This is a genomic window from Sphingomonas sp. PP-CC-1A-547, assembly GCF_003610375.1.
In the GTDB taxonomy this organism is placed as follows: domain Bacteria; phylum Pseudomonadota; class Alphaproteobacteria; order Sphingomonadales; family Sphingomonadaceae; genus Sphingomonas.
Genome location: NZ_RAPZ01000016.1, coordinates 73,592 through 86,489, shown reverse-complemented (window position 1 = coordinate 86,489; position 12,898 = coordinate 73,592). Strand labels below are relative to the sequence as shown.

10 protein-coding genes are annotated in these 12,898 nt (G+C 69.0%); 7 read left to right on the top strand and 3 right to left on the bottom strand.

Going from position 1 to position 12,898, the window contains the following annotated elements; translation table 11 throughout:
- Window positions 1-11: 11 nt before the first annotated feature.
- The 7 genes from C8J39_RS17775 to C8J39_RS17745 are packed head-to-tail and all read left to right on the top strand — an operon-like array spanning window position 12 to window position 8,042.
- Complete coding sequence (locus C8J39_RS17775) at window positions 12-887, top strand: endo alpha-1,4 polygalactosaminidase (protein ID WP_120301692.1); 876 nt, start codon at window positions 12-14, stop codon at window positions 885-887.
- A complete protein-coding gene (locus tag C8J39_RS17770; protein ID WP_120301663.1) occupies window positions 887-2,608 on the top strand; it encodes a lipopolysaccharide assembly protein LapB in 1,722 nt (573 codons plus the stop codon). The genes C8J39_RS17775 and C8J39_RS17770 overlap by 1 nt, the downstream gene beginning before the upstream one ends.
- Window positions 2,605-4,080 carry a hypothetical protein gene (locus tag C8J39_RS17765; RefSeq protein WP_120301662.1) on the top strand — a complete coding sequence of 492 codons (1,476 nt, stop codon included), beginning with the start codon at window positions 2,605-2,607 and terminating at the stop codon, window positions 4,078-4,080. Before C8J39_RS17770 ends, C8J39_RS17765 begins: the two co-directional genes overlap by 4 nt.
- Window positions 4,077-5,045 (top strand): hypothetical protein, encoded by a 969-nt coding sequence (locus tag C8J39_RS17760; protein ID WP_120301661.1) that lies wholly within the window; start codon window positions 4,077-4,079, stop codon window positions 5,043-5,045. The genes C8J39_RS17765 and C8J39_RS17760 overlap by 4 nt, the downstream gene beginning before the upstream one ends.
- Entirely contained in the window at window positions 5,042-5,956 is a 915-nt protein-coding gene (locus C8J39_RS17755; RefSeq protein ID WP_120301660.1) for a hypothetical protein, read from the top strand. The genes C8J39_RS17760 and C8J39_RS17755 overlap by 4 nt, the downstream gene beginning before the upstream one ends.
- On the top strand, window positions 5,953-7,464 hold the full coding sequence (gene pelF, locus C8J39_RS17750) for a GT4 family glycosyltransferase PelF (RefSeq protein WP_120301659.1): 1,512 nt from the start codon (window positions 5,953-5,955) through the stop codon (window positions 7,462-7,464). Before C8J39_RS17755 ends, pelF begins: the two co-directional genes overlap by 4 nt.
- A 50-nt stretch (window positions 7,465-7,514) precedes the next feature.
- Window positions 7,515-8,042, top strand: coding sequence for an AAA family ATPase (locus C8J39_RS17745; RefSeq protein ID WP_056059382.1), 528 nt, complete (start codon window positions 7,515-7,517; stop codon window positions 8,040-8,042).
- Between the two features lie 45 nt (window positions 8,043-8,087).
- Here C8J39_RS17745 and C8J39_RS17740 read toward each other — a convergent pair whose 3' ends face one another.
- From C8J39_RS17740 to C8J39_RS17730, 3 genes are read right to left on the bottom strand one after another with little or no spacing between them, the layout of a single operon-like run.
- Window positions 8,088-9,689, bottom strand: coding sequence for a TolC family protein (locus C8J39_RS17740; protein ID WP_056059384.1), 1,602 nt, complete (start codon window positions 9,687-9,689; stop codon window positions 8,088-8,090).
- Entirely contained in the window at window positions 9,679-11,052 is a 1,374-nt protein-coding gene (locus C8J39_RS17735) for an HlyD family type I secretion periplasmic adaptor subunit (protein WP_120301658.1), read from the bottom strand. Before C8J39_RS17735 ends, C8J39_RS17740 begins: the two co-directional genes overlap by 11 nt.
- A complete protein-coding gene (locus tag C8J39_RS17730; RefSeq protein WP_243650228.1) occupies window positions 11,049-12,806 on the bottom strand; it encodes a type I secretion system permease/ATPase in 1,758 nt (585 codons plus the stop codon). The genes C8J39_RS17735 and C8J39_RS17730 overlap by 4 nt, the downstream gene beginning before the upstream one ends.
- Between the last annotated feature and the right edge of the window lie 92 nt (window positions 12,807-12,898).

Here is a 12,898-nt window from a genome sequence, read left to right as displayed (position 1 = left end):
GAATCATGGATATGCCGCGCAGGAAGATCATGCAGCGGATGCTGGCGCTGGGTGCAACGGCCCTGACGCTGGGCATGCGGTCACTGTCGGATGCCACCCCCAGGCCGTCCGCGAATGCCGCGCTGCGCTGGGGCGTCGATTACGGCGCAACGACCGATCCGGTATTGGCGAGGATGTGCGCGCTGCTTGTGCTGGAACCGCATCATGCGCGCCCGATCGCGCCGCTCCGAGGCCCCGGCAGCATCCTGCTCGGCTATGTCAGCTTCGGCGAAGTCGAGCGCAGCCGGCCCTATTTCGCCGCGCTCGAAAAGGCCGGGGCGCTTAAGGCCGCCAATCCCAACTGGCCCGACGCGCGGCTTGCAGACCTGCGCCATCCGGCGTGGCGCGCGGCGGTGCTCGACCGGCTCGTCCCCGCGATCCTGGCGCTCGGCTATGACGGCATCTTCATCGATACGATGGACAACGCCGAAGCGATGGAGCGGCAGGATCCGGTGACCAACAAGGGCATGGTGGCCGCCGGCGTGACGCTGATCGCCGCCGTACGCGCGCGCTTTCCCAGAATTCGCATCATGCTCAACCGCGGCTATGCGCTGTTGCCCGACGTCGCGCCGAAGATCGATTACCTGCTCGGCGAGGCGATGGCGTCGCGGTGGAATTTTGCCGCCAAGCACTATGAATTGCTCAGCGATTCGGACTGGGCCTGGCAAGCCGGTCGCCTGCGTGCGGCCAAGGCCCGGAACCCTGCGCTGAGACTGATGACGCTCGATTACTGGGATCCGGCCGACACGAAGCAGGTCGCCGCGCTGTATGCGCGCGAGCGCGCGGCGGGGTTCAGCCCCTATGTCGCGACGCTGGCGCTCGACCGATTGGTGCCGGAGCCGAGCTAATGAGGATCGACCGCCGACGCGGACGGCTTGCGATCGTCCTGCCCGCATTGGCTGGGCTTGGCCTGCTTGCGGGCGGGCTGATGCTGTTGCCGAACGACCGCGAGATTCGCCATGCCGAGCGCCGTGCGCAGCCTGTGCCGGCGGCGAGCAGCTCGATGCCGTCCGCGCCGGCATCCCCGCCGGCGCTGCCGCCTGCGCATCCGGCGATCGCGGCACAGGTCGCGACTGCCGATGCAGCGACGCTTGCCGCGCTGACCGCGCAACTGATCGCCGAGGGCCAGTCGGTGTCGACGCTGCAGGTCGCCTATGACCTGGTCGCAGCGAAGCGGCCGACGGTGGCGCTCGGCTATCTGGCGGCACGGCTCGACGGCGGGGCGGCAGCGACGTGGCGGCTGCGTGTCGATCTTCTTCGCCAAACCGGGCGGACTGCGGATGCGGCTGCGCTCGTCGCGCGGGCGGCGCAGACGCGCGGGTCGGTGGCGGCGGCGGATATCGTTGCGGCGGCCTATGCGATCGATCGGCCCGACCTCGTGATCGTGGCAGCGGCGAACCACGTCGTACCGCCGCCCGATGCCGCGCTGTCGCTCGATCTGGCTCGGAGTGCCGACAAGGCTGGGCGCACGGACCTGATCGCACTGCTCGACAAGGCGACGACGGCGAGCTGGCGGGCGGCGGATCCCTGGCTAGCGATCCGTGTCGCGGCGCGCGCGAAGGATACCGCGGCAGGACTGAGGGCAGCCGACTATCTGCCGGTCGAGCAACGGGCGACCGCGCGCGAGGCGATCCTGACCGAGGCAGGCGACCGTGAGGGGCTGCGTACCGAATTGCTGGCGCGCGCCGCGGCGCCAGGCGCGCAACCCGAGCGGGAGGCGGAGCAGCTGCTTGCAACGGGTTACCGCGGCGATGCGATGGCGGTGCTGCGGCGGGCGGCGACCGGCCAGCCACCGACCGCGTCGGCCGCTCAGCGCCTGCTGTACCTGATGGGGCCGCGGCCGGGGGGCGACGATCTCACCTGGCTTAAACAGCAAAGTTTGCAGGGCAGCCCGGACCAGCAACGCGCTTGGCTGACGCGCTATGCCGAGCGCGACCGACCGGGCGAGGCGCTGGCGTTCCTGTCGCGGCATCCGCTCGCGAGCCAGACCGACGTGATGCTGATGCGGCTGTCGCTGGCCCGCGCGGCTGGCAATGATACCGCCGGTCGTGCGGTGCTGGCGTCGTTGCTGGACGGCCGCTCGCTCGATCCGGCGCAGGTCGCCGCGCTGTCCGCCGCAGCCCCCGCAAAGATCGACCTGGCACAAGCGGCTGCGATCGCCAAACGCCGCGTTGCGGGCGGGGTCGCGGCGCCGCGGGATCAGCTCGACCTCGCGTGGACGGCTTGGAACGCGGGCGATGCCAAGGGTGCGGCGAAATGGCTCGGCCAGCATCTGGCGAGCGATCCGACCGACCTCCCGGCGCTGCGGCTGATGGCCGACGTGCAGGCGCGGATCGGGGGAGAGCGTTCGGCACGACCCTGGCTGGACCGCGCGCTCGCCCAGACGCCCGCGGAGAGCAAGGCTCGCGTGGAAATACTGGAAAAGCTCGGTCGCCGGGCCGACGCCTTGTCGCTGGTCGAAACACTGCGCGCCGAAACTCCGCGCGACCGATCGCTCGCTGCGCTGCACGCGCGCCTGCTGATCGCGCAGGGACAGGCCGGGCGGGCGCGAACGGTGTTGGCGCAATGATCGCACTGCTCCTCTGCCTGACGGACGCGCCGGCGCTTACCGTTCCCCGTACCGTCTTCGCCGACAGCCGGGTCGTGGTGCCCGAGTCCGTGATCGCCTGGCCCGACCAAGCCGTCGTCCGGATCGAAGACCGCGATGGAGAGCTGGTCGCGCGGTTCGATCGGCCGATGAGCGCCGACCGGATCGCCGCGTTCCGCGAGGCGGCGGGCGATGCGATCGGCGATCTTCGCTGGAACGACGACAGCCTCGTCCTGCGTCCCGCCGCCGGCTGGTCGATGACGTGGCGGCAGGCGGGTCCAAGGGTCGCGGTGACCTTCTCACCGCCGTACTCGACCGAACCGCTCGCCGAGACTTCCGACGATACCGCATCCGATGCCGCGCTGACCGCGATCGAGGCGGATGCCGCAGCCGGATATCCGGGGCCGGCACGACGCGCCGCAACGCAATTGGCGAAACGCTATCCGACCGACCCACGCGCGGCGCGCATGCTCGCCGACACGCGTCTCGCCGACGGCGACGTGCGCGGCGCGGCGCGCGATTACCGTGCGCTCGCAGCGAACGACCTGACTGCACGGCGCGCCATCGCTGCCGCACCGGGGACCGCCAGCATCGGTGTCACCGCGCGCGACGGCACCGACCTGTCGCAGGCGGAGTTCGCCGCACGGATCGAGGCGGCGGTCGGCGATACCTTGTCCGCTGGTGGCGGCCTTCGCCATATCGTCAGCAGGGTCGACACGGACGCGCAGACCGTGCGAACCGGCGATACCGTGGTCGATGCCTCGCTGGCCGCAGCGTTCGACGGCGCGGTCCGCGTCCAGCTGCTCGCGTCCGCCGCGCTCGACGATGGCGTCACCGGAGGCGGTGCGAAGGCCGTCGCCGGGTCCACCGACGCGCAGTTCCGCGTGACGTTGACCCGGCATATCCCCGATTACTCGACGCCGGCGCAGGTTCTGGCAGGCGGGTATCTGTCACGCGCCCTGCTCGGGGTGACCTATCGGCTGACTCCGGGTCTCGTCGTGCAAGGCGATATCGGCGCGAACCTGTACGGGCTCGCCGGCAGCAGCGGCGCGAGCGACACCATCGTCGCGAGCGGTGGGGTCGATTATCTCATCCGCCGCCAGTTCCCCGCGCTCGGCCTGACCTATCGGTTCGAGGCGGAATACGTCCAGCGCATGCAGCTCGGCGCGAACAGCCTGGCCATCATCCCACTCGCCACGCGCGAGAACCATACCGTCCAGGGCCTGCTCAGCGGCGCGCTCGGTACGGTGCAGATGACCGCACTGGCAGGCTGGACCGTCGATAGGTTCGGTGGTGACGGGCCGACCGCCAGCCTTGGCATCGCGGCTCCGATTGGCGTCGCCTGGCGGGTCGAGGGCAGCGGCGGCATCACATCGATCGCACGCCCCGGCTTTTCGGGTCGCCAACTCTACGCACGGGCGCTGCTGACACGCAGTCTTGGGGATACGCAGTGACGCACGACGACCCTGTTCGCAAATGGCAGACCCGGTGGCGACGCCCCGCGCGCGTCGCCGCGGAGATCGCTTTTGCCTTCGCCGCGCTGGTCGCACTCGACTGGTGGCTGACGGGCGGCACCGGCTTCGCGCATGTCCATCCCAACCCCTATTGGGTGCCGATCCTCGTAATGGCGCTGGCGTATGGGACCGGCCCCGGCGTTCTCGCAGCCGTCATCGCATCGGGACTGTGGCTCGCCAACGTTCAAGACACCCCCGGCGAACGCGATTACCTCGATCACCTGTTCCATCTGTCGCTACAGCCTTTGATGTGGTTCGTCGTGGCGGGGATCATCGGCGAAGTGACGATCATGCGGACCGGGCGTCACGATCGGCTGGAAAAGCGCGGCCAGGTCGCGACGCGGAATCTGGCAAGGCTGACCGACGCGTTTGCAACGCTGTCGCAGACCAATCGCCTGTTGCAGGTCCAGATCGCGACGGAAGCGCATACCGTCGGCCATGCGATCGAGACGGCGACGCGGCTCAGTTCGGAGGACCGGGCAGAGCGGCGCGGTGCGATCGGCGAACTGGTCGCGCTTGCCGCGCGGACCGCCGACTTCACCTGCTACAGGGTCACCGGCGGGGAGGCGCGTGCCTGGCTCCGCGGGCCGGTTACCGCAGGGCGGCGCGACGTCCTGCCCGCGTCCCTCCTGGAGAGGATCGAGCGGCACAAACGCATATTGCATGTCGCCAAGCGCAGCGATCGGCACGCGCTCGACGGTGTCGGCGTCGCCGCGATCGCCTTGCCCGACCGGAAGACCGGCGAGATCGTCGGTTGCCTGGTTCTCCACACCCTGCCCTTCGAGGCGCTGAACGCGAATCGTACCGCGGAACTCGCCGAGATCGCCGCCTGGTTGACGCCCCTGCTCGCCGAACTACCGCAGGCGACACGGCAACCGGTGAGATCCGCCGGGCTGGTCGCATGATCCTCCGCCTGATCGCGTTGGCGGTCTTCGAACTGACTATTCTGGCGACGTGCCAGATATCCGGAGTAGCGGTCGGTTGGGGCCTCGCCGCGCACGCCGTAGTAAGTGCGTTCGGGTTCGGCGTGTGGCTTCGCAGCGGGACTGCGGCCGGCTTTGCGCCGGCGATGCTCGGCGTGCTCGGGCCGCTCGGGCTGCTCGTCGCGTCGCCGCTCGGGCGTCTATCCAGGCCCACGACGCAGCGCACCGACGACGAGATGTTCCGCCCAGTTGCAGGCCGCTCCGCACAGCGCGGCGCACGTTTGGCTGTCGCGCGGATGCTCGACGGACGGGTTCATCATGCGACGCCCGATACGCTCAGTTCGCTGGTCACGATCATGCGTCACGGTGCGGTTGCCGAGCGGCGGCGCGCGCTGGAGACAGTGGTACGATCGTTCGAGCCGGCGCTGTCACCGCTCATCGCATTGGCGCTGACCGATGGCGACCAGACCATCCGCGCACTGGCGGCGGCAGCCTCGGCCCGGGTCGCGGAGAACCTCGTCCTGGCACGAGCGAGGCTATCGGCACGCGTTGCCGATGGCGCCGATCCGGAAGCCGCCATCAGCCTGGCGACGCTGCTCGCGGATCATGCCCGCTCGGACGTGCTGCTGTCGGATTCGCAACGCCTCCACCTTCGCGAGGATGCGGTCGCAACGATGCTCGCCGCGGTTCCATCAAAGGCGGACGATCCAAGGTCTGGGACGCGCGACGCGTTGATGATGGAAGCATTGTGGGCCGCGGGCGATTACGCCGCGATCGACCGGATGGCGACTGCGATCGAGGCTGCGTCGGAGCGGAACGATGCGCCAACGGACGCTAAACACCACGGCGCGACGACGCGGGCGATCTGGTGGCTGACGGGAGCGGCGGCATGATCCCGCTCTCGGCCCTTACCGAAAAGTCGCGACAAGCGTCTGTCGACATACCGGACGCCGACATCTGCCTGATCGTCGAGGGCGCTTACCCCTATGTGATCGGTGGCGTGTCCGGTTGGTTGCAGGATCTGATCACGCATCTGCCGGACATCCGGTTCGTGATCGCCGCGATCAAGCCGGGCGCCGGGCTGCTCCCGTTCCAGTTGACGCCGCCGCCCAACGTTGTCGCGGTTGTCGAGATCGGCCTCGCGCCCGCACCGGCCGTTCCACGCGCCATTCCAGACCGGATTGCGGTGCCGATCGCCGATGCGCTGGTCGCGTTCGTCGCGACCGGTGGCGCAGATCGGCTCGCGACGCTGATCGACGTGATCGGCGGCAGCGTCCGGCCGCTCGCGCCCGGCGATATTCTGTCGCACCCCGCCGTCTTCGCAAGGCTCCGGCGGCATTATCAGGCGATGCTGCCCAAGGCGTCCTTCCACCATTATTTCTGGGCGATGCGTGTGCTGCTGGGCGGGTTGCTCGCAGTGCTGACCACGCCCCTGCCCCGCGCGAAGGCGTATCACACGATCTCGACCGGGTTCGCAGGCCTGCTCGCTGCCCGCGCCGCGCGCCAGACCGGGCGACCGGCGTTCATCACCGAGCACGGCATCTACCTGCTCGAACGCCAGATCGAGGTGATGATGGCGGACTGGATCGGCGATCAGGTCGATACCGGGCTCGAACTGGAGCGTAGCGTCCGCGACCTTCGCGACCTGTGGGTGCGCGCGTTCACCAGCTATGCGACCGCCTGCTACGACAGCTGCGATCCGATCGTCGCCCTGTACGGCGCGAACACCGCGGTCCAGCGTCGGCTGGGCGCCGCCGCCGAGCGTGTCCGCGTGATCCCCAACGGGATCGATTCACGGCGGTTCGCGAGCCTCCCGGACCAACGCGATCCTGCGCATCCGCTGGTCGCGCTGCTCGGCCGCGTGGTGCCGATCAAGGACGTGAAGACGTTCATCCGCGCCGCCGCGATCGCGCACGCCGAACGCCCCGACATCCGCTTCGTCGTGCTCGGCCCCGAGGACGAGGATCCGGAATATGCCGCCGAGTGCACCCGGCTGGTCGAGGACCTCGAACTGACGCCGGTCTTCCGCTTTGCCGGACGCGTCCGGATCGAGGAATGGATGGCGAAGATCGACCTGCTCGTGCTCACCAGCCTGTCGGAGGCACAGCCGCTGGTGATCCTGGAAGGCGGCGCGTGCGGCATCCCGGTGGTGGCGCCCGACGTCGGCAGTTGCCGCGAGATGATCGAGGGGCGCGGTGGCGCGGACTCTGGACATGGCGGCATCGTCACGCCATTGGTCAACCCAGCAGCGACCGCGGCGGGGATCCTGGCGATTGCCGGCGATCCGGCGATGCGGCTGGCGATGGGCGAGACGATGCGCGAGCGCGTACGGCGCGATTATGACCACGACACGATCATCGATGCTTATGCCGAACTCTACGGGTCACTGATCGCGCGGTAGCGAAGTCAAACCGTTGCGGCAGGGGCCGCGACCGGCGTAGAAAACGGGTCATGACGCTCGACGATCTCGGCCCTCGCCTTTGCATCCTTGGGCCATCGAACGGCGGGAAGTCGACGCTGGCAGCCGCGATCGCAAGGGGACGCGGCCTGCCCGCCATCCATCTCGACCAGCTTCACCACCGGCCAAATACCGACTGGCAGCCGCGGCCGGACGACGAGTTCCTGGCTTTGCACAACCTGGCTATCGCCGGCTCACGCTGGGTGATGGACGGCAATTATTCGCGGTGCCTGTCGCAGCGTCTCGGACGGGCGACAGGCGTAATACTTCTCGAAGCGCCGACGATGACCAGCCTCCTGCGCTATCTCCGGCGATCCTGGTTCGACCGAACGAGGCACGGAGCACTCGACGGCGGCAGCGACCGGGTCACATGGGCGATGATCCGACACATCGCTGTCACGACACCCGCCAACCGCAGGCGGTACGCGGCGCTGTTCGACCAGATCGTCCTGCCAAAACTCATGCTGTCGACCACGCGCGACTTGGAGCAATTCTACCGTGCCGAGGGGCTTGAGCGATAGTTGCAATCGCGTGGGCCGCGCGACGGAAAGAGAGCAATTGAAGCGTTAAGTCCCACCCGTCACGACCGTATCGCTGAGGTCGTCGATCGCCGGGGTTGCCAGAATGGGAACGCTCGTGATCGGCAAGGCGGTGCCGACCGGTCCGGGCAACGTCTGTACGAGCGCGGGCCTGATCCTCGCGTCGGTCGCGGGCGCAAGCTGCGGTGCGGGTCGGGCAGCGGCACTCGGAACCTGCGCGCGATCGACCGGCGCCAAGACCGGATCGAATGGCCCGAACGTCTTCGCCCGGACGCGCCGCGTGTTCTGCGCAGGATCATAGGTCGGCACGGCCTGATCGATCGCCGCCGCCTGCAATCGCCCCAGCGTCGCGAGCAGACGCGCTTCCGCGGCATAGGCCCCGTAGGTCGCGTTAACGAAGACGAGTTGCGCGGTCAGCAGCCGCTGTTCCGAGTCCAGCACTTCGAAATTGGAACGAAACCCCTCGGCAAAGCCACGCTGGACGCCGGTCAGCGCCGACTCCGCAGCCTCTGTCGCGAGCTTCCCCGCCGCCATCTGCTCGCCGCCGGCCACCGCCTGATTCCACGCGTTCTGCGCATTCGCGAGTGCGGCACGACGCGAGGTCTCGACCTCGAACCCAAGCTGCTGGCGTTCCGCGACCGCGGCGCGAACGCGCGATCCGATCACGCCGCCGGTCAGCAACGGCATCGTCAGCGTGACCCCGCCGGTCGCCTGCGCACCGGCATCGCGCAGACGGTAGGAATACGGACTCGCATAGCCATAGCTGCCCGACAGCGCGACGATCGGTGCACGCTCGGCACGTTGCGCGGCAATCCGTGCGTCGCCAGCCTTAGTCGCCAGGATCGCCTGCCACAGGCTCGGGCTCTCCTTCTCGACCACCGCGAAGGCCGCGTCGAGCGAGCGCGGCAGGCCTGGCAGCGTCGGCGGGACGAGCAGCGTGCCCGGATTGCGCCCGACCGCGGCCGCGAACCGCCCCCGGCTCGCCTGGAGGTTGACGGTCGCCTGCGCCAGCTGCGCGCGGATGATCTCGCGCTGCGCCTGCGCTTGCGCGATGTCGGTACGCGTCAGGTCACCACCGCGTTCGCGCGCGATCGCCTGCGTGACCTGGCGCCCGTAGGACTCGAGCGAGCGCTGCTGGATCGCCACCAGTGCCTGGTCGCGCCGCACCGACACGAACGCATCGACGACTTCGAGCAGGATCGCGTTCTCCGCCTCGCGCAGCCGTTCGCGCCCCGCCAGCACGGTCGCTTCGGCCGCGGATACTTGGGCCGCGGTCCGCCCGCCGTTGAGCAGGATCTGCGAGGCAGTCAGCGATGCGCCAAGCGTCCGCCCTCGCGCGGTATCGAAATCGCCGAGCAGGCCGCGCTGGTCCTGCGACTGGTATTGCAACGTCATGTTGACGCCTGCAGTGAGCCGGTACGCCGCTCCCGCCTGGACGATCTGCTCGTCGAGCGCACGGAGTTGCGCGCGTTGCCCCTCCAGCGAGGGGTTGCTGCGATACGCGTCCGCGATCGCCTGCCCCAGCGTTTCCGGCGCGGCGGACCGTGCCTCCGGTGCCGTCTGGGCGAGCGCGGATCCGGCCGGCAACAGAAGCACGACGGCGGCGAGGCGAAGAATATCAGCGTTCATGGAGCGACCGTGAAAAAGCCTCAGTCAACGGATCGAGGAGATAGTTGAGTGCGGTGCGCGACCGCAGCTTGACGAGGACGGTGACGGGTACGCCCGCGCGGATGCCGGTATCACGCCCGCGGACGGCCTCGATCTTGGCGATCTGGTCGCGCGGGACGGTGATCTCGGCGCTGAAATAACTGTGGCCGGTCTGCTCGTCGCGGAGCGAATCCGCGGAGACGGTGCGGACCGTGCCGAGTAGGATCGGCAGGTCGCGTTCGTGCAGCGACAGGAACTTCACCTCCGCCTCGCGCCCGGCGAACACGCCGTCGATGTCGCCGGGCGAGAAGTTCGCGCGGACCACGAGCGGCGCGGCGTCGGGGACGATGTCGAGGATCGCCTGCCCCGGCTGGATCACGCCGCCGACCGAGAAGACGCGCAGCCCGACGATGCGGCCCGCCACCGGCGCGCGGATGATCGTCCGCGCCAGCTGCTCGCGCGCGGCGGCGAACTTCGGCATCACCTCGTTCAACTGGAACTGCGTGTCGCGCAGCAGCGTGGCGCTGTCCTCGACATATTTGCGGCGGGTCTGGACACCTTCCGCGCGCGTCTGGCCGATCTGTTCGCGTGCCGCCGCCGAGCGCGAGACATAGTCGGCGTCGGTCCCCTCGAGCTGCTGGATCGAGCGCTCGATCGCCCGCACCGTGTTGCGCGAGACATAGCCCTGATCGGCGAGCGTACGCGTGCTCTCTAACTGTTGGCGGAGCGATGCGCGCTGGCGAGCGGTCGCCTGCGCCTGTGCGTTGAAGCCGGTGGTCTGCTGCGCGACGGTCGCCGCCTGCTGGCGGAGCACTGCACCGTTGGCGGCGAGCGCGGCCGAACGCGCCGTGCGTTGCGCGATCTGGAGCGACTTCGCCCGCTCGACGAGGCGCAGGTCATCGCCGTGTGCAGATGCGAACTCTGCGGGCCAGACGATCGCGCCGCCGCGGACGTCCGCTTCGAGCCGTGCGCGTTGTGCCTGGAGGTCTATGACGCTCGCCGCCAACGCGCGCTCGCTCGCGGTCACTTCCGCACCTTCGAGCCGGAACAGGACGTCGCCCGCGCGGACGTGCTGGCCGTCGCGCGCGGCCATCGCCGCGACGATCCCGCCCTCGCGGTGCTGGACGGTCTGGCGATTGCCGGCGACGACCACCTGACCGTCGCCAGCTGCTGCCGCATCCAGCCGCGCGAACGCCGCCCAGCCGAGCCCGACGACGAAGAACAGGATCGCGACGATCCCGCCGACCAGGATCGCATGGCGCGGTGAATCGTCGAGGCGGAGGCGATCGCCGAGGCTCGCGCCACCAGCGGCGGGGACCGGACTTGCCAGTTCGGCGGGGATCATCGTGCGCCTCCGGTAGCAGCGGCGGGCGCGGCGTTGGCGGGACGCACCACCTTTGCCCGCTCGTCGAACAGCTGGATCGTGCCGCCGCGCAAAACCATGATCTTGTCGACCGCTTGCAGAAGCCCGGTCCGGTGCGTCGAGACGATCACGGTCGCACCGCGCGCGCGCAGTGCTGCCAACGTCGTCACCAGCCGCGCTTCGCCATCGCTGTCGAGATGCGCGTTGGGTTCGTCGAGAAACAGGATCGTCGGCATGCCGAACAGCGCGCGGGCCAGCGCGACCGACTGGTTCTGTCCCGCCGACAGCCCCGATCCGTCCGCCATGCTCAGCATCGTCGCATAGCCATTGGGCAGACCAAGGATCACCTCATGCGCGCCCGCCGCCTGCGCCGCTTCGACCACCGCGGCGTCGAGTTGCTCGCTCTCGCCCGCCAGCACCGACTGGAACCGCGAAATGTTGGTGTGGACCGAAGTCGGAAACAGCGACGGCGATTGCGGCATGTAGCCGACGTGCCGGCCGAGCTGTTCGCGGTTCCAGTCCGCCAGGCTCGCGCCGTCGATCCGCACTTCGCCGGTGTCCGGTGACAACGCCCCCGACAGGACGCGCAGCAAGGTCGACTTGCCCGCCCCGCTCGGCCCGACCAGCGCGACGATCTCACCGGGCTCAACCGCGAAACTAATGTCGGACAGCAGCGCCCGATCGCTGCCTTCGGCGCGGACGGTAATGCCGCGGACGTCGATCCGGCCGACCGGCGCGGGGAGCGTCGGCGCATCGATCGCCGGCCCCGGCATCGCACAGAACGCGTCGAGATCGCGGTAGGCGTTACGCGCGGCGGCGAGCGGCTTCATCGCGCCAAGGATCTGTTCGACAGGCTGGAGCGCACGCCCCAGCAACAGCGAGGCGGCGAAGATCGCACCACCCGAGATATCCTGCCGGATCGCCAGCAACGCGCCAAGCGCCAGCGCCAGCGATTGCAGCAACAGCCGCAGGAACTTGGTGATCGCCAGAAACTGCCCCGATGTCCCTGCGAGCGCAGACTGGCGGCGGACGAGCTCGGCACGCTCCAGCAGATGCCGGGTGATCAACGCATTGCGCATTCCCATGACGCGCGCGACCTCCGATCCGTGGATCGACACGTCCTGTTCGCGTGTCGCCAGCACCGCGCGCGCCTGCGTGTCGCGCGCAGCCCCGGCAGTCACCCGGTCGCTGAGGATCGCGATCCCGCCGAGCAGCAGCGCGCTGATTAGCGCCAGCACGCCGATCCACGGATGGAGCAGGAACGCGATGCCGATATAGATCGGTGCCCAGGGCGCATCGAACAGCGCGATGATCGTCGGCCCGGTCAGCGTGCCCCGCACCGTATCGAAATCGCGCATCGCCTGGCTGCGCTGACCTATCGTCGCGCCGTCGGTGCCCAGGATCCGCAGCAATATCCCCGGCGCCGCCCGACGCTCCAGCCGCATGCTCGCACGCAGCAACAGTCGCATGCGGACGGCATCTAGGATCGCGAACACGATCAGCGCGAGGACGAGGATCAGCGTGAGCAGTAACAGCGTCGCGCCACCGCGCGTCGGTACCACGCGATCATACACCTGCAGCATGAAGATCGACGGCACGAGGTACAGGACGTTCACCAGCCCGGAGAAAATCGCCGCGAACGCCAGATGGCGTCGACAGCCTCGGACTGCGCCAGCCAGGGCATTCTGGCGGCGACTGGCGTTTGCCGTCGCAGGCGCTGAAGATAACGTCGGCATAACCGCTATCTAGCCGCGAAAGGTTAAACGAACGGTTTCTCCGGCACTTGCGACCGTCAGAACGCTGCACATGCCGGTTGGTCTGCCGATTG